The organism is Streptomyces caeni, assembly GCF_042678285.1.
In the GTDB taxonomy this organism is placed as follows: domain Bacteria; phylum Actinomycetota; class Actinomycetes; order Streptomycetales; family Streptomycetaceae; genus Streptomyces; species Streptomyces caeni.
On the sequence record NZ_JBHUDX010000080.1, the window covers coordinates 32993 to 54545 of the forward strand.

Genomic DNA, 21553 nt, shown 5'->3' on the forward strand with positions numbered 1-21553 from the left:
ATCCGTCCGGGTGCGGTCGAAGCGGTTGCGGGGGCCGGGGCCGTCCAGCACGAGGCGAAGAACGGCCGACTCCACAGACAGACGTATCCCCGCTGTCCGCCCAGCGACCGCCAGTGGTCCACACCGGGCGCGCTCTCCGAGGGCGCCGGGCACACCACCGGCGGTCCCATGAGCCAGCGGCGCACTCCCCCCGGCGCCGCTCCGAGGCACCGGCGCCGCCCTGACGCCGGTGCTGACGCAAGAAGGGCCCCGCGGCACCTCCCCCGGCCGCGGGGTCCTTTGCGTGCGGGGGCAGCCATCACGGGAATCGGCGGATCCGGGCCACTCACACGCCGGGATACGCCGCACCACAGCGCCCGAAGCAGGCCCAGATCCGCCAAACGCCGACCTACGAAGAAAATGCATGGGAGAGGCGTTACCCCTTCCTATGATCAGGTCGCCCTCCCGGTGTCCGGCCACGTTCTGCCCGCGAGCCAGCTTGACCTGGTACGGATTAGCTCGACGACGTCGAATCCCCCTTCCCACAGCCGGGCGGCGAGGGCTCGGTGGTAGTGGCCCGCGGCTTCGATCCCGACCCGGACGCTGGCTGCGTCATTGAGCCGGACTGCCGACCGGATGGCCAGCTCCAGGGCCTCGGCCCCCGGCCGGGTCAACGCGAAGTCGACCGGCTCACCGGAGATCCGTTCACAGTGATCGGCGATCAGGCCCATCGCACTGCGCTTACCGACGTCCACCGCAACGACCAGACACCGCCCCTGCGGAAGGTCCCGCACTCGCGCCATGTACTCGGCCTGCGACAGACCACCGACAAACTCCGTCATCACATGCCTCCCCGGCTCTTCGGGGGACGACGTCCGTCACCCCTCACGGGGAGTGTCGTCCCAACCCAGGGCCTACTATGAGTACTTCGCGCCCTCCCCGCCGTCGCCGATCCACAGGCCCAGGATGTCCCGGTGTCCCTCGGCGGTGACCGCCACCGCCATGTAGTGCTCTGACCGCATAGGTTCGCCGGGTTGGCGGTCGTGGCGGTTGGATGTGCGGTGACGTCCGATCCGACCGCTGGAGGCGCGGTGGCCGAGCCTGTCCGTGTGCGCAGACTGACCGACCAGGAGGGGCAGAAGCTGCAGCAGATCGTGCGCCGTGGCAGCACGAGTTCGGTGCGCTACCGGCGGGCGATGATGCTGCTGGCCTCGGCTGGCGGGAACCGGGTGCCGGTGATCGCCCAGCTGGTGCAGGCCGACGAGGACACTGTCCGGGACGTCATCCACCAGTTCAACGAGATCGGCCTGGACTGTCTGGACCCTCAGTGGGCGGGAGGCCGTCCCCGCCTGCTCAAGCCTGACGACGAGGAGTTCGTCGTGGCGACGGCTATCACCCGACCGGCCAAGCTGGGCCAGCCCTTCACCCGCTGGTCACTGCGCAAGCTGGTCGCCTACCTGCGGAAAGTCCACGGCCGGGTCATCCGGATCGGCCGCGAGGCATTACGCTGCCTGCTCGCCCGCCGCGGCATCACTTTCCAGCGCACCAAGACGTGGAAGGAATCCCCGGACCCCGAGCGTGACGCCAAACTGGACCGGATCGAGGAGGTCCTGGACTGCTTCCCGGACCGGGTCTTCACCTTCGACGAGTTCGGCCCGCTCGGCATCCGTCCCACCGCGGGCTCGGGCTGGGCCGAACAGGGGCGTCCCGACCGGCTGCCCGCCACATATCACCGCACCCACGGCGTGCGGTACTTCCACGGCTGCTACTCGGTCGGCGACGACACCTTGTGGGGCGTCAACCGGCGCCGCAAGGGCGCCGCCAACACGCTCGCCGCGCTGAAGTCGATCCGCGCCGCCCGCCCGGACGGCGCCCCGATCTACGTGATCCTGGACAACCTGTCCGCCCACAAGGGCACCGACATCCGCCGCTGGGCGAAGAAGAACAAGGTCGAGCTGTGCTTCACCCCGACCTACGCGTCGTGGGCCAACCCGATCGAGGCCCACTTCGGACCGCTGCGGCAATTCACCATCGCCAACTCCAACCACCCCAACCACACCGTGCAGACCCGGGCGCTGCATGCCTATTTGCGCTGGCGCAACGCCAATGCCCGCCACCGTGACGTCCTGGCCGCCGAACGACGTGAACGCGCCCGCATCCGCAGCGAGAAGGGCATCCGCTGGGGTGGCCGACCCCTGTCAGCGGCGGCCTGAGCCAGCTGGGAGGTGAGTCACCGAGATCGTTTGGCAGCGTTTGCCCGATAGCGTTCCAGCGCGCCGATGGACAGTGCCGATGCGGTCATCAGCCCGAACACGATCGAGCTCGAAGCGCCGCCGTGGTGCCGCTCCCAGATACGGAATCCGACCAGCAGGACAACGACTCCGAACAGCAGGACCTGTATCCATCTGATGGCCACGGCCCGCGGGCCGTGGCCATCAGCGTTGCTGTCTCTTTTGCGCACCGGGGCTCCTCTGCTCCTTCAGTGCGCCGACTGTACTGCTGCTGGGAGCCATCGATACGCCCCAACCCGGTGAACCTTCCCGGTCAGAGCAGTAGACAGGCCGGTTGGCGACCTGCCCGTCCCTGACCTTCACGTTCACGCAGTCGATGAAGACGACCGGATAAACGCTGTCCAGCGGGCGGTTCTGCCATTCCGCCATGCCGGCCACCACGCTGTCGGTGATCGTGGAGATCGTGGACTTGGAGATCTCCGCGCCGTACACCTCGGCGAGATGCGCGGAGATCTCCCCGTGCGTCAGCCCCTTCGCCGACAGTGACAGAACCATCTAATAGCTCACCGGTGGACCTGAGCCAGAGGCGGCAAGGGGCCCACCACCCCCGCGTGATGCAGGCCTGCCGCCGTTCCGGGATGAGATCCCTCATGGTCAGACCGGCCGCGTCCACGGTGGCGTCGCCTGGCGGAGGCCTAAGGACCATTCGGGACGAGATCCCCGAGACGAGACAGGCCCCGCCCGGCGCCGCCGGCCACCACAGCTTTCATGTCCTCAGCCCGCCGACAGGGGCCGACCTCTCAGAAGATCGCGAGCCATGAGCTCTCCAGCAGACCGAGGTCCCTGCCGGTCGCTGGAGACACGAACGGCTCATGAGATGGCGTGCCTGGAGCACTTCTATTAGAGCGCCGCGTGCTCCGCAGGGAGTTGACCTGCGCATACGAGCCCTGACTGATCAAGGAGACACAGTGACCCGCTTGTTCTGCGGCATCGACTGGGCGGAGAGCCACCACGACATAGCCCTCGTTGACCACGATGGTGACCAGGTCGCCAAGCTACGGATCAGCGATGACTACCCGGGGCTCTGCGCCCTGCTGGAGCTGCTGGCCCGCCACGGCGACAGCCCTGACGCCCCGATCCCCCGTCGCCATCGAGACGCCGCGCGGCCTGCTGGTCGCCGCCCTGCGCGCGACCGGCCGGAAGGTCTACGCGATCAACCCTCTCGCGGCGGCACGCTACCGGGACCGCGGCAGCGTCTCCCGCGCGAAGTCGGACGCCGCAGACGCCCGAATCCTGGCCAACATCTTGCGGACCGACATCAAGGCCCACCGCCCGCTGCCCGCCGACAGCGAGTTCGGCCAGGCCGTGGCCGTGCTCGCCCGAGCCCACCAGGACGCCATCTGGGACAGGGGCCAACTCGTCAACCGACTCCGCTCCCACCTGCGCGAATACTTCCCGGCTGCCCTGTTGGCCTTCCACGGCAGCGGCAAGCTCGGCCTCGACTCCGCGTATGCACGTGCAATCCTCACCTCCGCGCCAACCCCGGCCGCAGCCGCCAAGCTCACCCGCGGCCAGCTCCGCGCACTGCTCAACCGGGCGGGCCGGCTCCGCCGCTCAGTCAACGAGGAAGTCGAGCGTCTGCGGGAACTGTTCCGCTCGGAGCAGATGCGCCAACTGCCGCTGTTTGAAAAGGCGATGGGAAACCAGACCACGGCCCTGCTGCGGCAGCTCGACGCCGCCTGCACGAGCAGCGACGACCTCTCCAACGCCGCCGAGGAGGCGTTCCTGTCCCACCCGGATGCACAGATCATCACCAGTATGCCGGGCCTGTCGGTCATGTCCGGCGCTCGCGTGCTCGCAGAGATCGGCGACGATCCGACCAGGTTCGCCGACGCCAGAGCGGTCAAGGCATACGCCGGCGCCGCGCCGGTGACGCGCGCCTCTGGCCGCAGCCACATCGTGGTGGCCCGGACCGTCAAGAACAGACGCTTGGCCGCCGTGGGCTACATGTGGGCGTTCGCAGCGCTGCGTTCCTCCGAGCCACGTGCCCACTACGACCGCCGGCGAGACGGCGGCGAACGTCATACCCCGGCCTTCCGGAATCTGTTCAACAAACTCCTCGGCTGCCTCTACCACTGCCTCCGGAACCGCACCCTCTACGACGCCGAGAAGGCTTTCCCGGAACGTCTCACCCTCGCCGCATGACCGCCGAACTTGACCCGCCAGCAACATGAGATGTCTCGTCCACCCCGCCCAGACGCCGCTGCCGCTTCTTGACCAGCTGCGGCTCGAACGACCCGGCCCTATCCCGCGGCACCGCGATCTCGACCGGACCCGACTCGGTGATCACCGTCTTGGACCGGTGCCCGTTACGGTAGTTCTCCCAGCCGCCCTCGGCCCGCTCACCGGGCTCGCGCCCCCAGATGATCAGTGAAGATCACCCCATGTGCGGACATGGCCGTGGTAAATGTCATTGGGTGTGGTTCGTTTCGAGTGAAGGTCGCGGTCAAGCGGTGAGGGTGTAAGTCCCCTGCTTGGGGGCGGGATAGAGGCGCTCGTGCTCGCGGGCGAGATGGAACCGCCAGTAGGCGTCGAAGTCGCCGTTGGAGACGAGAGTGCGGAGTCGCAGGATGGCTTCGGCTCCGAGCAGGCCCCAGCGGGCTCCGGTGATGTCGAGGCGGTCGCCGATCAGGTGACGGCAGGCGCCCTCGACCGCGCCGGTGGCGATTGGCCACCCGTTGTCGAGGGCGGTGTCGTAGCGAAGTTGGTCGAGGTGGCCGACCAGGTAGCGGTGGCAGACGTCGACGGCCTCTCGGCGGGGGGCTGACAGTCCTTCCTGGTGGGCTTGAGCGGTCATCTCTTGGGCTGTGCGGGCGGCCTGACCTGCGAGGATCGCGGTCAGGTGGTCGGCGGCCCAGGTTTCTGCCTCGGGGGTGCCGGGTTTGTGGAAAGCGTGGGCGGCCGCCCAGACATACTCGGCAACGTGGACGAAGTCCAGCAGCACGTGGACCGTGACGTTGCGTCGGCTGGTCTCGGCGCTGATCAGGTCGAGCTGGTGGCGGGCTCCGTCGACCAGGACGATCCAGGGCCGCAGGTGCTTCGGGTCGCGGGCCTGGGCCTGGTCGAACGCGTCGGCGATGACCTGTTCGGGCGGGCGGATCAGGGAGGCGGTGCACCACTTGCTCTCGGCCTTCGGCCCGGGGCGGGCCCGGCGCTCGCCGCTTCGACCGCCGGGCGGGTGGATCACGTCGTGAGGGCGCCTCGGCGCGGGCCGGATATCGAAGATGCAGGCCACGGTGGCCATCCGCTTCCGGTTCGGCTTCTCGCCCGGCGCGAGCCGCGCGCGATGGCCGCCTGCGGCTTTCGCGGCGGCCCGGCGGGTGGCCTCGCGCAGGGCCTCGGGCCGCATGACCACGCCCTTGCCGTCGACCTGGACCACCAGCGGCATCTGTCTGCTGCAGGGGACTGGGATCCTGGCGCGGTAGAAGTCGTCAGTGTCGACCGCGGCTGCGACCACCAGTTCTTCGAGTCGGCGTTTGCCCAGCACCTTCCCGCAGCGGCGCTCGACCGCCTGCTGGGCTTGGTCGAACGACCCGCGCACGGATTCGGTGACCGCGAGTCGGCGCAGGCCCATCGAGTGCCGGCCCGCCGGCAGCGACAGCACCGCGTCGGTGGGGTGGACGTTGCAGACGCCGGGGCCTCGGTGGGCGACCCGGGTGACGCGGACCAGCCCGAACACACTGGCCAGCCAGCGCGAGTGCTCCGTCTCCCGCCAGGGCCGCAGCTGTCCTTCCGGCCCCATCACCACAGGTCTGCCACTGGCACGGATCTGTTGCTCTTCCCGCCGCGCGCGTAGGTCAAGGTGGTCCTGCAACAGCTGCCGTAACAGTTCCCGCCCGCCCGCGTCGAGGTGTTCTTCCAACTCGGCGTGGGTCCACTCGCTCGCATCGCCGCCCGACAGGGTATGCATCAGCGATTCGAAGGCGCTTATGGAGCGGGCAAAGGGGTCAGTGGTGGCATGAGTGTCGTACGGTGTCATCTCCTGGGCTCTTCCTGATCCTGCATCCGATATGGGTCGCACCTTCGAATGTAGGCGGAAGAGCCCTGCTGTCAGCGGGAGTTGGGTGGGGCAGCCGTCCGGCGGCGGGCCGGGGTGAACAACCCGGGGGCCTCTTCGTCGAGCCAGCCTCGCTGCACCAGCCGCTTGAGCTTCGACCGGGTGCCCTCAATCTTCCCGGTCTCGGCCGGCAGCCCGATCCTCGGCACGATCTGCTTGGCGCGGATCGGCCCCGGTGCATCGGCCACCACCTCCACGATGTCGCGGTATACCGACGGCAGCACGTCCGGCATCATGCCGGGTTGCCAGTTCGGCACGGTCAGCACCCCGATGACCTGCCGCTCGGCCCCCGCATACGCCGACACCACCCGCTCACCCGACCGCGAGGGTCCGGCGTCTGCCACCACGGGCATCTCAGGCTCCATCTCCTCGAGAACCTCGGTGACCGTTTCGCGTGTGATCCGCAGGCGCTTCAGGCTCTCACGGGCCAGCTCCAGCTTCCCGGACAGCTCAGCAAGCTCGGCTTCCAGCTCTTCCACCCGAGCCCGAGCCGCTGCCTCGCGGGCTTCCAACTCCTCACACAGCGAGCCCATCTGCCACCCCTCCTCCACCACCACGGTAGAGACGAGCGGCCACGAACACAGCCCAGACGGAGGTCGGATGTCGGCGGCAGGGACTAATGTCCGTGCTCGCCGTCGACAGGAGAGCCGTGAACACGCACGTGCAGTGGTCGGGAGTTCGGGAACGCGTCATCGCAGTGAAGGAGGCCGAGCATCGAGCCCGTGGCCGTGGGCCGTCTCGATACCCGACGTTCGAACCCGTCCTGACTCCCGCCGAGATCGCCGAGGTCGAAGCACAGTTCGGTGTCGCGCTCCCCGACGAGTACCGCACATTCCTGGCGGAGGTCGGAGCCGGCGGCCCCGGACCGGCACTCGAGCTCACGTCGTTGCGCCGAATCGACGGCAAGTGGGGATGGGTCTGGGAGGACGACGAGGACTATCCCTGGCTGCTGGACCCCAGTGGGCCGTTCGTCGAGACGGAAGACTGGGCCGACCAGCAGATAGCGACCCTTCGCGCCGCCGGGTACGAACCAACCACCCGTGACGAAGACGACGACTATCTGGATGACTACCGCAAGGTCTTCGGCGATGCCGGCGACGGGGTCTGGCACCTGGAACGCGGGCGGGGTGCGATCCATATCAGCGACAACGGATGCAGGATGACCGGCTGGCTCATCGTCGTCGGCCCGCACCGCGGGGAACTCCGCGACCGGGACTGCGCGGTCAACCCGCCCTTCGAGCCGTACGTCGATGCAAACGGAAACCGTCACACCTTCCGCAGCTGGTACCTCGAGTGGCTTGAGCAACGCGAGAGGGCAACTCGATGATCAAGGGCTGGTGACCCTGGCCCGCCCCAACCCTTCCCTTCAAAGGAACTGCGCCCAATGTCATTCGTTCCGCCACCGCCGCACTTACACGGCTGCTGGACCGTCCGATCCAGCAGCGGTACGGACAATCAGGGATGACGACAGGTGACGAGACGTCAGGATATCCAGCACGGATCCAGGAGCGGATACAGCGACAGGGGCGACCCCAGATGGAGCCGACCCCGTCTGGCCTGCGCATTTGCTACATCGGCCACGTCGATGCTAAGGCGCTCGCTGAACGTTGAAACGGAACATCGACGGCTCAGCTGGCACCCACGATGATCGCCCAATCCAAGGCATGATCCAGCGTCGATCCAGCACGCGGATCGGTCCCACGCCGCCAGTCTCCCGAACCACCCAACACCAGGACTCCGACGTTCTCGCGGTCAGCCCGAACTCGCCGGCATGGGTCCGATACCCCAAGTCAGCGCTGATGGACGACTCATGACGGGGCGGCGGATACCTCTTCAGGCACGGCTTCGATAACCACAGAGCCTCCAGTTTACTAATGGCCAGAACGGAAGACCCCGTCTACGTCCGGAATCTTCAGAATACCTCACACCAAAGGCATCATTCTTTGACAAGGAGGCAATAGTTTGAATCGTCCAGATCTCCCAGGGCGGCCCAGAGGACAACATCGTCGCCCGTCTCCCCGGCTTCATACTGGTCAACCCTGCCCGACCCACCCCGGAAGTCCAGTTTCACCTGCGAAGCAGCATGGGGTTCAACATTCGCCGACGGAGTGAATATCCACCACTCCCCTTCCCTTACTGCCGAATCGCCACAGATCCTTTCGGCAGTGAAACCACCTGACGCACTGAACGTGATGGCCGCGCCACCCTCATCTTTCCAAGTACCCACCAAATCGTCTGCGGATATGACGCGGCCAGACTCGACCGGAAGGTCAGAGGTGATAAGTGCACAGCCGGAGCACAGAGCACTCAACACGCACCATGCCAGCACAGTTCTAGCGGACTTCTTACCTGGAAGGAAAATCTTCATCTGCCTGCTTCTCCTCATATCATTTTGCGCAGTTTCACGCTAATCCCGCTCGAAGAGAATGACTTCCTTCCAGGTGATGACATGAGTAACGTCCGCCATCGGGCCCGAGCTCCTATCGAGCCCTTCGGCTGCCCGCTCGGCCCCCGTACCATATCCGGTCACGATATGTGCGGCAGAGTGAATACTCTGAGTTTCTTCGACCCTGAACCGTACGTTGATTCCGCTCTTATCTGCGCCCAGCACCTCGCCATGGATCGCATAGGAACCAAGCGCCACCCTAGTCGTATTCACATCCGCGATCGCTCCGTGACTTCTTACGTACTTGGCCATACTCGCGAGGTCTTCGACGATGTGCAGTGCCTTGTCCGAAGTGGACATCCTACCGAGACTGTACGTTGCGAGTGTCCCCAAGTCCTTCTTGTGCTTGGTCTTCCAGCCAGCGACCGCGTTGGCACGCGCCACACTCGCCTCTGACGTGGCAGCCATGTAGGCGGACATCACACTGTCGTCGCCGTACACCACCCGCTTCGGGCCGAGTCCGAGAAGCCACCGCAGCACGAGCGTGTCCGGCCGGTATCCATCCGCAGCTGCGGGGCTACTCTCGACCGCTCCCCCGCAGAACGACCACACCGGGGAGGCGGCGCAGAATCCGGGGAGCCCTGCCCAAATCTCGGCAGCTCGCATGCGAATCGCGTAATAAGGGTCCTTCGTCACATCACCGGTGATCGGCAGGGCTCCGGTCCCCCCAAGTGTTCCCCCAGTCGACGTTCCACCTGAGCTGCTCCCGCCTCCGCCTCCGGAGCATTTGTGCGTGTCGCAGTAGTGGCTGGATCCCTTGTACTTCTTCGACCCCGAGTCGTTTTCGGGGTGGTAGGTGCCGTAGGTGCCGTTGCTGCCGGAGCAGAAGTTGGGGTAGCAGGATTCGAGGCCGGTGGGGTCGCTCTGGGTGGTGGGGTTGTTGTTGGCGTAGCTGTAGCCGTTGAGCGAGTCCGGCTGGTCGGGGCTGAGGATGGGGTCGACGCTGAGGAACTGGCCGGTGGTGGGGTCGTATTCGCGGGCGCCGATGTGGGTGAGGCCGGTGGTGGTGTCGCGGGTCTTGCCGAGGAAGCCCTTGTCGTCGGGCCAGGGGCCATAGAGGGGGGTGCCGCGGTCTTGGCCGAAGGGGGTGGTGTAGCGCTTGGTGAAGGTCTGGGTGGTGTCCGGGCTGATCGCCAGGGTGGAAGTGCCGTGGTGGTCCGCAGTGAGGTAGGTGAGTTTGTTGGTGCCGGATTCGTTGGAGCGCGTGGCGGCGGTGATGCCGCCTGCGGTGTAGTAGCGCTGGGCCCAGGTGGTGCCGTCGGCGCGGAGGTGGAGTTCGGTGGCTCCCGCGTACAGAACCCGCTCGCCGTTCTGGGTGGCGCGGATGAGCAGGGTGCCGTCGGCTGCGTAGAGGTAGTCGGTGGACTTGCCGTTCTCCGTCAGCTTGGCGAGCTTGCCTTCCGGCGACCAGGAAAGGGTCTGGCTGTTGCCGGCGGTCTGCCCGGGGCGCTGGGTGGTGTTGCCGGTGGTGTCGTACGTGTAGGCGCGCTCGGGGGTGGTGCAGTTGGCCTGGGTGGTGGTGCCGGTCAGGGTGTGGGGCTGGCCGGTGTCGGTGTGGCAGTAGGTGGTCGTGGTGTCGCCGCTGCTGGTGTGGACCGTCTCGGTGGCGCGTTGGCCTGCGGTGTTGTAGGTGTAGCCGGTCCAGTAGGGGGCCGGACCCGACAGGCTTGAGGCGTTTCGGGTGTCGGAGCAGTCCTGTGAGGTGGGGGTCCAGGCTTCGATGAGGCGCTGGTGGCCGTCGTAGGCGAAGCACTGGGTGTCGGCGGAGCTGGTGCCGCCGAGGGTGGTGGGGTCGCTGATGGCGGTGACGTTGCCGGTCTGGTCGTAGGTGTAGTTGAGGTCCTGCAGCATGTACGGGTGGGTCTGGTCCGTGACATGGCTGCGGGTCAGGCGGCCGGTGCCGGCCTCGTAGTCGTTGGCGATGTAGATGAGGTTGTTGCTGATGTCGCCCTCGCCCAGGGTGACCTGCCAGGGCTGGGTGAGGGGTGAGTAGAGGACGCTGTCCAGGTAGCGGTTGGCTCCGGCGGCCGAGGACGGGTTCCCCAAGGCGTCGTAGGTGTAGGAGATCCTCTCGAGCTGCAGGCCGCCTGCGGCCGGCTCGATGGTGCCGCTCACTGTGCCGTCGATGTTGTAGTAGGTCTCGAAGGCCAGTGTCGAGGGTGTGCCCGCCTGCACGAACGCGTCGCTGGCGGGCAGTTCGAGTTGGGTGCCCGTGGCCCGGCTGAGGCTGTCGTAGGCGGTGACGGTCTTGGTGTAGGCCGCGCCTGTCGTGCCGCCGACGTAGCGGGTGGAGGAGGTGGGCTGGCCCTTGAGAACGGTGTCGTAGGTGTGGGCGGTGAGCTGGTTGGCGTCCGTCTTCGACCCGCTCCAGGTACCGGTGGTCCGGCCCAGTTCGTCGTAGCCGGTCAGGATCGATGTGCCGCGCGAGTCGGTCGACTTGATGGCCTGGTCGAGGTCGTTGTACTCGGTGGTCGTGGTGCCCTTGTCCGGGTCACTGGTGCTGGTCTGTCGGCCGAACAGGTCGTAGCCGTAGGTCCACCGGGCGCCGTCCGGCCCGTTGATCGACTTCTGCCGCCCGTCCGGTGCGTAGGTGAACTTCGTGGTGGTGTAGGAGGCGCCGGGGCCGGTGCCGAAGTCGCTGTCGGCCGGGCTGGTGCCCGCGTACTCGCGGCTCTCGACGACCTGGCCGCGGATGTCGGTGATCGTGCGCTGCGCGGAGCCGCCGTCCAGGGCGCTCGTCGCGACGGTGTCACCCGTGTAGCTCGTGGTGGTGGACCATTTCTTGACGCCGTACACGTACAGGCTGCTGGTCGTGGCCCGCCCGGCTCCGTCGAACACCGTCTCCGTCTGGGTGGGGGCCTCGCCGTACTCGGCGCGGGTGTAGGTCCCGTCGGGAGTGCTGGTGCTGTCGAAGATGTCCGCGTACGACTCGTACACCAGGCCACGGGTGTCGTAGCGGGTGTCGGTCAGCAGACGGCCGCCCTGCGGGGTCGGCGACTGCGTCTGCAACGGGCGCAGCAGCGCGTCGTAGAGGGCGAAGCCGGCGTTGTAGGTGCCGTCGTTGTTCAGTGCCGAGGTCGAGATCCAGGACGGCTTGGTGTTGTCCAGGTGGTAGGCGTGTCTGGTGTTCGGGGTGTCCCCCGCGGCCTTGTTGCGGTTGGGCAGCCACACATCGGTCAAGCGGCCGAGGGCGTCATAGGCCAGTTCGGTCTTCTTCAGGTTGATGTCGAAGCTGCGCACGGTAAGGCCACGCCGTGCGTCGAAGAAGCCGACCGAGCGGTAGCCCTTGGGGTCGGTGGTGATGGTCTTGGTCAGCGGTCCCGCGTCCGCGGGCGTATAGGCCGTGGAGGTGGTGTGGCCCGCGTTGTCGGTGACGCTGAGTGTGCGGCCGAGGGTGTCGTAGGTCGTGGTGGCCGTGGTCTGCCAGCCTGTGGGCAGCCGGTCGCCGTTGAGGTCGGCGGTGGCGGCGTAGCCGGTGGCGCGGCCGGTCCACGTGGCGTTGCCCTTGGTGGGCGTCTGCGTCGCCGTCCACGTGGTGGCGGTCGGGTCGTCGTAGACGGTGGCGGTGTCCGACAGGACGTCGCCGCTTGTGGCCGAGGTCGCGGGGAGGCTGAGGCTCGATTCCGTGATCGAGCATGCCCGGCCGACGGTCCGGGCGCGGGAGACCAGACTGGTGATGCCGACCGCGTCGTTGCGGGCGTACCAGGTGCGGGTGCAGGTCTCGTCGCCGCCGGTGCCCAGCTGGCCGGAGTCGCTGACGGTGGCGGGCATGCCGTAGTCGTCGAAGGTGGTGCTGACCGAGCGGGTGCGCCACGTCTGCGAGACGGTCAGGTACGTGTACGTCCGCGTCCCGCTGGTGCGCACGTAGCGCGCCACATGGTCACCGGCGTCGGGGGCACTCTGACGGGCGGTCTCCTTGGACCAGGGATCGTTCGTGGTCGCCGAGATCGGCGTGGCGCCGTCGTAGGTGACCTGCTCACGCAACTGCCCGGCGTACTGGGTGCTGTCGGTGAGCGAGGCGGCCCCGAGATCGGGCGACGACAGGGGGGCTGCGGTGACGGACTTGGTGGTGCCGTCCTTGTTGTGGTCGCCGTCCATGCCCTGCAGATACAGCGAGACCGTCTTGGAGCGGGTCCCGGTGGTCGCGCCGGTCCATGCGGTGACCTGGCGGTAGCCGCGCCAGTCCGACCACGTGCGTTCAGCCTTCGGGGTGAGCGGGTCGTCGGCGTAGTGCCAGGCCGCGCCGCTGTAGGAGTAGGCGTACTCGACCGCCTCGTTGTTCCCGGCCGGGTCGGAGACCGTCACCGCCAGCACCCGGTACTTGTGGAACCAGTCGACCGACGCATCCGCGGCGCCGTTGATGTGCCAGTACTGCGGGTAGCACGAGCGCGTGTTGGAGTCCTCCGCCGCGCCCAGCACCTCGCTGCGCACGCACTCGGGCGCCGACGTGGTCACTGTGGTGATCGCGCCGGTCTCCGAGGTGACGGTCGAGACGCGGGGCCGGGTCAGCGGCAGGATGTTGTCCGTGGCATCGACCCGGTTGGGCCGCAGCTGGTAGGTGAACGAGACCGGCTTGAGCGCGATGCTCGTATCGCCCGCCTTGCCGGTGCGGGTGAGCGACGTCAGGGTCAGTACCTGGTCGGAGCTGTCGCCGATGTCCCCGCCGTCCAGGTACTGCTGGCTCAGCGCCCAGGAGTCCACCGGATCGTACGCGCCGCTGGTGGCGTTGTAGGAGAAGGTGTCGATGCCGGTCAGGCGCTTGCGGGTGAAGAAGGACGGGCCGGCCGCGTTGCAGTCGGCATCGTCCTGGGAGCAGATCGCGTCGAACGGCACGTCCGGCCAGTTGTCGGCGGTGTCCGCGGTCAGGCTGGAGCAGTCGGCGGCGGTGCAGCGCTCGGCGTGGCCGAAGGTGACCTTCGCATCCGCCTTGTCCGTGAACAGCGCCCCCGCGCGCAGGCCGTACTCGATCCGGGTCAGGTATCCGCCCCGGGTGTAGGAGGCGTTGGCCGTCGTCGACGTGTTCTTCTTGTAGTAGTTCGATTCCTTGGTGTACCAGTAGGTGGCCGCGTTGCCGTCGGTGTCCTCGACGTAGTCGAGGTTCCACCGCCACGCCTGGGTGAGGGACCGGTCGGCGAAAGTGCCGCCACCCGAGTAGCCGGGCTCGCCCGCATCGTCGCCGAACACCGGCACCGTCCACGCGGAGTTGGTGCGCTGGGTGTCCGCACCGTTCAGCTTGTTCAGGCCGAACACGTACGTCGTGCCGTCGCCGGTCGTGACGGTCCAGTACTCGCCGTTGTCGTCGCCGTTGTCCGCACCGGTGGAGCGCGTCACCTTCGACGCGTCGTCGTCCTCCAGCCTCCACCCGCCGCTGCCGTCGTCCTTGACCAGCCGGGTCGACCTGCCGTTCAGGACCAGACGGGCGTTGTCGTACTTCCAGCACAGATCGAAGACGTCCGCGTGACCGTCGTCGTCGCAGGAGCCATAGGACCGCTCGATGTAGGACTCGGTGAGTGCGAAGCCCTCACCGACCGACGTGCCCTGGTTGTTGGTGGTCGCCGTGCGGCCGTCGATGCTGCCCGAGTCGTAGGCCAGCGACAACGGCGGCACCGGACCGGCGGCCGCGGGCGGCATCGTGATGTCGTACGACCAGGTGAACGCACCCGAACTGCCACCCGCCTGCCAGGACGAGGACGGCGACAGCGGCGTCGCCGAATAGTCACCGGTACCCGCTGGCGACGGGCCCGAGCCGCCGCCGGTGACGGCAGCCGTGACCGCCAGAACGGTTGTTCCCGTGGCGGTGCTGCCGGCTGTCCGCAGGAGCTGCGAGGACAGCTCCTCAGGGGCTGCCAGGTGCACCTTCGCCGAGACCGACTGGTGCGCGAGGTCGTTGTCCGACGCCAGCGGGGTCTGTCTGCGGCACTCCGCCTTCTGGGGCGTCGTCAGCACACAGGCAGGCAACTGGACCAGACGCAGCCGCTGGGACCAGCCGCCCCCGACCGCCGAAGCGAACCCGCTGTAGCCGACACGCACCTCGGCAGTACCCGCCGCATCCGCCCGCGCCGTCAGCAGGACACCCGTGACACCTGCCCTGCGGGCGGCCTTCTGATCCAGCACGGTCACCCGTGCTGTTCCACCCGCCGCCACCTGGCCCTTCACGGCTCCGACGGGTGCCGGGCTGACCGTGACCGGTAGACCGCCAGGCGCCACCTCGGCCGCCCTGCCACCGCTGAGCCTGAGCGTTGCCTCGCCCTGCTTCGGCCAGGCAGCCTTCCGCTCCGTTCCGGCCCGCCTGGCCTGAGCCGCGTTGGCCTTCTTGTCCCGGGCCACCTTCTGCCGCGCCTTCTTCGCGCCCGGGCCGTCAAACGCCTCGACCTTGCTCACCCGGGGCTTGGGCACATCGGGTCGCCCCAGACCACCCGGCCCCCTGGCCTCGGCCACCTGCGCCAACCCCAAAGGCACCACCAGGGCGAGGGCAACCGACTGTGCCAACAGCCGACCGCCGCGGTGCCGCCCGGCTCTCCCACGCCGCCACCTTGAGGTGCCTATGCCAAACGCCATCGTTCGCCCCACCCAGTCCCGTCAAAAATTATGAGAAGTCCAGCAAGACGTCTGCAGGTCGCCGTGTCTGCCCGTTGGATGAGGGCAGCCCCTACAAGGACCGCCCTCACCGACCGCCCGATCAGTCGCCCACGGTCTCGCCGACCTGTTCCCAGCCGGCCATCGCACCGGCCCACAGGCGCACCTCCGCCACCCGGCCCGGCAGGAAGTACTGCCACGCACCGCCGTTGAAGCCCTTGCCCACGGCGAAATCACCCGATCCCGTCTCCGCCGTGAACGCCTGGGGGGCGTTGTTCGGGTTGCCTCCCAGATAGAGGCTGATCGTGCCCGCCTGAGCATCGAACACACCGGTCAACCGGACCATGCCGTCCACCGCCGCGACATCGTCGGAGATCACCGCGCTGAACGTGCCGTCGGCATTCAGCCGCCCGAAATGCCACTTGCCGACAGGAACCGTCTTGTCCTCGAGCGTCTCCTCGTCGAGCACCGTGTCCTTGCCCGTCAGCTCGTACCAGAACCCCCACGCCGACCCGTCCACCGTGCGCTGCCCGAGGACCTGGGCGGTGTATCCGATGTCCTTGGCCGCGAGCGTGCCGCCGTCCAGGGATGCCAGCGCGGTGACCGTGAACGATCCGGTGTCGTCCACCACCGGCCCGGCCGTCGTGGCCGCGCCGTCCACGCCGTCCAGCACGATCGACTCACCGTCCAGTGATGCCCCGCCGGCCAGCGTCAGCGACGCGCCGTAACCGGAAGTCGTGTCCGGGACACTATTGCCACTGCCCTGACCAGCCGACCAGTCCGCCACCAACTCCACACCCGCATACTGCTGCGCGGTCAGCAAACGCGCCTCGTCGGAGATCTCCTGTGACGTCAGCGCCCGCTGCCACACCGACACCTCGTCGATCGAACCGGGGAAGTACGCGCCAGGGCCGGTGCTGAACTGATGTCGACCGAAGTCCAAGGGCGCGGTCGATGGGTACGATCCCTCCACGGTCATCGCCCCGTACTGCAACCGGCCGTTTACATAGAACCTGAGTTCACCCGTTGCCGGATCGTAAGTGCCGGCCAGGTGCGTCCATACACCGACCTGCGCAGGGAACACCGCGTACTGGCCGTAGTACCAGTCGGTCTGGCCTGGCTGACGTATGCCGAAGTACCAGGTCTTCTGGGTGGTTGTGTAGTAGAGCAGGAACGGGCTGCTGACGCTGTCCTTCGTCGAGAGCACCGCTGCTTTGCGGTCGTCGCGCTCCAGCCGGACCCACGCGGAGAGGGTAAAAGCCGAGCGAGTCTCCAACACCGGGCCGCTGGTTGCAGCGTAGGCGCTGGTACCGTCCAGAACCATGCCCCGGTCAGTAGCCGGGGTCTGAAGCGGCACACCGGACGCATCACGCGTGATCAGCCCGCGGCGACCTCGGTCGTCGCGTACGGCGCCGCCGCCCAGCGTGGCATCGTCCGCGCCGTCAGCGGTCTCCGAATCCAGCGCTGCGCCACTGGCCTCGCTGAAGTGCCATCGCCCGACGGGGCCTTCACCGGCGGCGACCAAGAAGTCGATGACGTTCTCGGCACCCCAGCGCCCGACGTTGTCCTTGGCGCGCACATACAGGCGATGCGTGCCCGCGTGCGTAGGGGTGATGACCGCCGACGCCGTCGAGCCGGACAGATCCGCCGACCACGCGTCCTGCTCCGACAGCCGGTACTGGTAGGCGACATTGTTCGCGTCCCCTGCCGCCGGGGCGAAGGTGAACGTGCCCGGCACGCTCGGACCGCCGTTGGCCACGCACTCGTTGGTCGTGCACTCCGTGTAGGGGGAGCCGATCGTCACCTGCGGCGCCTTCGGCGCGGTCGCGTCGACCGTGAAGTAGCAGGGCGTGGTGTAGCCGGTGTTCAGCCGGTTGGTGCCGTCCTCGTAGTAGGACAGGGTCAGCGCCTTCAGGCGGTACTTCACGCCCTCCTGAAGTGTGGGCAGGCTGCGGGTCTGCTTGACCAGGTTCCCCACATAGCCGGAGGTCGGGCTGTCGACGTCGGTGTGGGCGAGCACCCAGTTCGCACCGTCGTACATGTCAGTCCGCCACCGGATGCGCAGGTTGGCGCCCGACTCGCCGCCGGGCATGGTGCGCGGCCGCCCCTGCACCAGCGGTGTCGGGTCGGACACCACCGCCGGATCGGCGGAGTTGGTGGAGCACACATAGCCGGAGCCGGTCACCACACCCACCTCGGTCGGCGTGGCAGGCACGGCCACGTACTTCACCGAGAGGACCGCGTCGTTCTTGAACCGCTTCCACGCCGAGGTGTCCGACTCGTCGTGCGCCTTGACCTCCAGCGTCAGCCGGGAGAACTTGCCCGCCGCGAAGTCCCGAACGGTAGGGGTGAGGTTCTCGTTGGACTCGTCCGGATTGTCGTGGAACTCGATCGGCGCGTCCGGCGAGTCCGGATCACACAGCGAACCGCGTCCCGCCGACACGTTCCGGTCCACCATCAAGTCCAGTTCCTTCGGCCGCGTCGACCAGGTCGTGGACGAGGAGATGTTGTTCGTGCGGACCAGGTCCACCCAGCGCGGATCGCACTGGAACGCCCACGGCTCGGTCACCCGGAACGTGGCATCCAACACGTGCTTGCCCTTGAGACTGGACGGCGAGAACTCGAAGTACAGCTTCTGCACATATCCCGGACCGCAGTAATAGCCGTTCCACGTACCGCACTTGCCCGCGCCCTTGCCCTGGCCGTCGTCCCCATTGCCCCACCCGTAGGACTCATAGCCGTCACTGCGCAGCAGCGTGCGCTCCGACTCGCCCCACGTCACCGTCGGATCGATGAACACCGGGAACGCCGACGCGTCGGTCCTGGCAAGCATGGCCGCGTCCGGCACCACCGACAGCGCGTCCTCGGTCACCTCCACGTCCATACGGGCCACCGTGTCGCCCTGCCCCGGCTGCACACCCGAACCCGACGGCGCCGCCTCCGACGGATCGGAAGGCTCCCCCACACCCGCAGCGGCAGCCCCCGCCACCGCCGCTGCCAACTGCGGCTGCGGCACGGACGCCGCACCCGTCGAATCCCACATCCGCGCGGGCGGCGCCCTGAACACCGTACGGCCGCTGCCGTCCACGGCCGCGAGATTGCCCGACGGCCCCTCACGCACATCCAGCCCCTCGGCCTTGAGCCCGAACGTGAGCTTCTTCAGTTTGTCGCTCGCCGCAGCCTCGGGGGTCTTCACCACGAACACCGGCTGGAAACTCTCCGGCGTCGCGTTCACCTTCAAGTCCACACCCGGCAGCACATCCGCATACAAGGCACTGGTGCCCTCCAGCCGCGGAGTCGGCAGCGTGCCCGGCCAGCCCAACTCCAACGACCGCCCGGCGTCGGCGATCCGGGCCAGGGGCGCCTTGTCGCCGCCTCCCGAAAACGCCATGCGCACCGCGGCCGCCTTCGGGCCCACCGACCCGTCAGAACGTTGCTCCAGCGTCGCATCCGGCGCCTGCCAGTCGCCCCCCGCCGCAGCGACGCGCACCGGGACCGCCGACTCCTCCAGGGTGAAGGTGTAGCCATCGGGGTTCGCATAGACCGTGGTCCGCTCCGAACGCTCCCCCACCACCTCCACCCGCTCACCCGACTGCTGCGCCTGCGCCAGCGCCTGCCGCCCCTCGGACAGCGGTGCCGAATCCGCCTTCGCAGGAGCGGCATACGCCACCGGACCCGGCAGCAGCACCGGACTCACGACGAGCGCGGCCAGGACAACTGCAACAGCACCAATCCTTCCGCGCCGTTCCCGTCTACGACGCCCTGCCCCACCACGACCGCCCCACCCCACCGACACAGAGCCCCGCCCCCCGATTCACCAGATCTTCATAAAGTCATCGAGATTCAAACCCTCCTCTTACTACCTGACAAGATCACGTCACAAACGGCCACATCACGCCAACATCATTCAGCCATCTGCACGCAAAGCGGTCGAACCGTGCCAGGCAAGTCGATGCGGCGTACGGCTCAAGCGTCGGCGGCGCGTTGTCCAGCAGCATCCGGCCCACCACAACGTCGAGGCGCCTGACCATGACCGCACCCACCACACCCCCTGTGACCCACCCCACATAAAAATTCCGTGAGATGGAGCGCAACCCTCCCCAGGGGTCACCGGTCTCACCTACGCAACCAACGGTCACACCCGCGCCCCACACGCGGAGACCTCCCCCGATCGCGTGCTGCCACGCCGCAGCACACCAGACTTCTTGAGGTCTTCATGAAGCTTCGCCGCGCCATGGTTACCGCGGCCGCAACCGCAGTCGTAGCTCAGCTGGCCCTCGTGTCGGCTCCGGTCGCGTTCGCGGCCGACAGCCCGTCCCCGTCGGCAAGTGCTTCGACTGGGACGGACGGTTCCCTCTCGGCAGAGAACCAGAGCACCCCGTCCGGCAAGTCCACCCCGTCGGACGAGCAGAGCACCCCCTCCGACGAGCAGTCCACCCCGTCGGACGAGCAGTCCACCCCGTCGGACGAGCAGTCCACCCCGTCGGACGAGCAGAGCACCCCCTCCGACGAGCAGAGCACCCCCTCCGACGAGCAGAGCACCCCGTCGGACGAGCAGAGCACCCCGTCGGACAACGGTGAGCCCCCGTACTGCGAAGAGCTGGACGGGAACTTCTCCGAGAACTCACTGAAGGTCGAGGTCGGCGCTCTGCCCGGCAAGATCACGGCGGGCAGCGGCTGGCACTCCTTCACGCTGAAGGTCACCAACGACTCCGACGTCACGCTCAAGAACGTCGCCTTCTACGCGGAGGTCGAGAGCACCAAGTACTGGACGTCGGACAAGCCGGTCCTCAGCCCGTACGTGGACCTGGAGTTCCTCAACCCGAGCACGAAGTCGTGGGAGAGCATCAAGGGCCAGGACGGTCTGGCCGGTGACTACTTCTGGGGCACCGAGGTCATGAAGCCCGGGGACTTCAACAAGATCAACCTCAGGGTGGACATCCACAAGGATGCGCCGGCTGGTGAGGCCTACCACTTCGGCACCGGTGCGTACCTGGACAACATCAACGGCAAGGACTGCATCGCCGAGAACTGGGGCGACGGCTGGTACTTCGACATCCTGTCTGCGGGTACCTCGAACGAGGACCCCGGCAAAGCCAAGCCGGGCGCGGAGAAGCCCGCCTCCGACACCCCGAAGAAGCCGCAGGGTGGCGTGAGCGACCAGCCCGTCACCGGCAGCCTCGCCGAGACCGGTTCCAGCTCCGCCGTGCCGACCATCGGGCTCGTCGGTGGCCTTGCCGTCGTCGTGGGTGCCGGTGCGCTGTTCGTGGTCCGTCGGCGCAAGGGTGCCGGTTCGGACGCCGCCGCGTAAGGACGCACGGTAGGCGTCAGGACGCACGGTAGGCGTCAGGACGCAGCACATACAGCGGGGGCGGTGCATGCCGCCCCCGCCAAGCCCGAAGGGCCTGCACACGGAGGGGGGTGCAGGCCCTTCGGCACGCCGTGGCCGTGCAGCACATGCCGGAACAACGGCCGCGGCAGCCGCTCCCGCGTCTGGACGGCGCCCTTCCCTTACCTACCCGTGCACGACCCCGCCCCCGCCCTGCCGCACAGCCAGCGGTTCCGTCGCCCGCACGCGCAGTGCCGGATCCTTGTCCGGCGCCGGCACCACCGCGGGCGCCCCTGCCGCGTCGCGCTCGTCGCGGACCCCGACGACGGTCCGCCATTCGCCCCACACCCGTACCTGCTGCCCTCGCCGGACCATGGGATCCTGCGTTGCGAGAGCGGCTTGCGACGCTCGCCCGGAGGGCCAACCGGCGGCGCCGCGAAGGCTGGTGGCACCAGTACGCGTCCGTGCTCAGTGACACCTATGTCGATCAGATCGAGATGGAAGCCATCTGCGAGACCATCCGCACCTACCAGGTGCAGCTCGTTCCCGGGCTCTTGCAGACAGAGGGGTACGGACGCGCGGTGACAGTCGCCTCGCGTGCCTGACGGAATCACTCGGGCCGATCCGGCGCATCGCCAAGGAGTACAGATCATGAGCCATGAACCCCCCGCCTCGGACGGCGTCCACGCAGCGATATGGCTCAGGAGCAGCTACAGCGGCGGGCAGGGCGACTGCGTCGAAGTCGCCGACGGCATACCGGCCTTCGTTCCCGTCCGCGACAGCAAGCGCCCCGCCGGGCCGGTGATCCGCTTCGGCCCGGACGCCTGGCGGGCCTTCGTCGCGCACCTGGGGTGAGCCGGACGCCCGCCGCGGCT

Annotated in this window: 13 protein-coding genes and 4 pseudogenes; 6 read left to right on the forward strand and 11 right to left on the reverse strand. The window is 67.8% G+C overall.

The features are described 5' to 3' along the window. Positions 1-431 precede the first annotated feature (431 nt). Together ACFSL4_RS26225 and ACFSL4_RS26230 are read right to left on the reverse strand one after the other, a co-directional pair. Complete coding sequence (locus tag ACFSL4_RS26225) at positions 432-821, reverse strand: hypothetical protein (RefSeq protein ID WP_381087765.1); 390 nt, start codon at positions 819-821, stop codon at positions 432-434. An 81-nt stretch (positions 822-902) separates the two neighbouring features. Further along, a pseudogene (locus ACFSL4_RS26230) lies at positions 903-986 on the reverse strand (transposase); the annotation flags it as partial. An 84-nt stretch (positions 987-1070) separates the two neighbouring features. On the opposite strand from ACFSL4_RS26230, the gene ACFSL4_RS26235 reads away from it, so the two are divergent. Further along, positions 1071-2192 carry an IS630 family transposase gene (locus tag ACFSL4_RS26235; RefSeq protein WP_381087771.1) on the forward strand — a complete coding sequence of 374 codons (1122 nt, stop codon included), beginning with the start codon at positions 1071-1073 and terminating at the stop codon, positions 2190-2192. Between the two features lie 17 nt (positions 2193-2209). On the opposite strand, the gene ACFSL4_RS26240 is transcribed toward ACFSL4_RS26235, so the two are convergent. Both ACFSL4_RS26240 and ACFSL4_RS26245 read right to left on the reverse strand, forming a co-directional pair. Then, positions 2210-2440, reverse strand: a complete 231-nt coding sequence (locus tag ACFSL4_RS26240) for a hypothetical protein (RefSeq protein WP_381087774.1) — start codon at positions 2438-2440, stop codon at positions 2210-2212. Positions 2441-2525: 85 nt separating this feature from the next. Then, positions 2526-2765, reverse strand: a pseudogene (locus ACFSL4_RS26245) (transposase); the annotation flags it as partial. Positions 2766-3178: 413 nt separating this feature from the next. Here ACFSL4_RS26245 and ACFSL4_RS26250 point away from each other — a divergent pair. Continuing rightward, positions 3179-4415: pseudogene (locus ACFSL4_RS26250) on the forward strand (IS110 family RNA-guided transposase). 34 nt (positions 4416-4449) lie between these two features. Here the strand turns inward: ACFSL4_RS26250 and ACFSL4_RS26255 are convergent. From ACFSL4_RS26255 to ACFSL4_RS26265, 3 genes and pseudogenes are all read right to left on the reverse strand, one after another. Continuing rightward, positions 4450-4629 (reverse strand): annotated as a pseudogene (locus ACFSL4_RS26255) (transposase); the annotation flags it as partial. An 87-nt stretch (positions 4630-4716) separates the two neighbouring features. Further along, positions 4717-6249: an ISKra4 family transposase gene (locus ACFSL4_RS26260; protein WP_381087777.1), complete on the reverse strand. Its 1533-nt coding sequence runs from the start codon at positions 6247-6249 to the stop codon at positions 4717-4719. Positions 6250-6320: 71 nt separating this feature from the next. Further along, entirely contained in the window at positions 6321-6884 is a 564-nt protein-coding gene (locus tag ACFSL4_RS26265) for a hypothetical protein (protein ID WP_381087780.1), read from the reverse strand. Between the two features lie 68 nt (positions 6885-6952). On the opposite strand from ACFSL4_RS26265, the gene ACFSL4_RS26270 reads away from it, so the two are divergent. Beyond that, the gene (locus tag ACFSL4_RS26270) at positions 6953-7654 is read left to right on the forward strand and encodes an SMI1/KNR4 family protein (RefSeq protein ID WP_381087782.1); all 702 of its coding nucleotides are present in this window, start codon (positions 6953-6955) and stop codon (positions 7652-7654) included. A gap of 609 nt (positions 7655-8263) precedes the next feature. Here the strand turns inward: ACFSL4_RS26270 and ACFSL4_RS26275 are convergent. The 3 genes from ACFSL4_RS26275 to ACFSL4_RS26285 all read right to left on the reverse strand — a co-directional run bounded on the left by ACFSL4_RS26275 (position 8264) and on the right by ACFSL4_RS26285 (position 19046). Then, entirely contained in the window at positions 8264-8695 is a 432-nt protein-coding gene (locus ACFSL4_RS26275) for a hypothetical protein (RefSeq protein ID WP_381087785.1), read from the reverse strand. 39 nt (positions 8696-8734) lie between these two features. Further along, positions 8735-15331, reverse strand: coding sequence for an RHS repeat-associated core domain-containing protein (locus ACFSL4_RS26280; protein ID WP_381087788.1), 6597 nt, complete (start codon positions 15329-15331; stop codon positions 8735-8737). 121 nt (positions 15332-15452) lie between these two features. Beyond that, a complete protein-coding gene (locus tag ACFSL4_RS26285) occupies positions 15453-19046 on the reverse strand; it encodes a laminin G domain-containing protein (protein ID WP_381087791.1) in 3594 nt (1197 codons plus the stop codon). A gap of 582 nt (positions 19047-19628) precedes the next feature. Between ACFSL4_RS26285 and ACFSL4_RS26290 the strand changes: the two genes are divergently transcribed. Then, on the forward strand, positions 19629-20660 hold the full coding sequence (locus tag ACFSL4_RS26290) for an LAETG motif-containing sortase-dependent surface protein (RefSeq protein WP_381087794.1): 1032 nt from the start codon (positions 19629-19631) through the stop codon (positions 20658-20660). A 204-nt stretch (positions 20661-20864) separates the two neighbouring features. On the opposite strand, the gene ACFSL4_RS26295 is transcribed toward ACFSL4_RS26290, so the two are convergent. Then, positions 20865-21053, reverse strand: coding sequence for a hypothetical protein (locus tag ACFSL4_RS26295; RefSeq protein WP_381087797.1), 189 nt, complete (start codon positions 21051-21053; stop codon positions 20865-20867). An 11-nt stretch (positions 21054-21064) separates the two neighbouring features. Here ACFSL4_RS26295 and ACFSL4_RS26300 point away from each other — a divergent pair, with 11 nt between their 5' ends. After that, a complete protein-coding gene (locus ACFSL4_RS26300) occupies positions 21065-21283 on the forward strand; it encodes a Scr1 family TA system antitoxin-like transcriptional regulator (protein WP_381087800.1) in 219 nt (72 codons plus the stop codon). Between the two features lie 46 nt (positions 21284-21329). Further along, on the forward strand, positions 21330-21533 hold the full coding sequence (locus ACFSL4_RS26305; RefSeq protein WP_381087803.1) for a DUF397 domain-containing protein: 204 nt from the start codon (positions 21330-21332) through the stop codon (positions 21531-21533). The last annotated feature ends 20 nt before the right edge of the window (positions 21534-21553 follow it).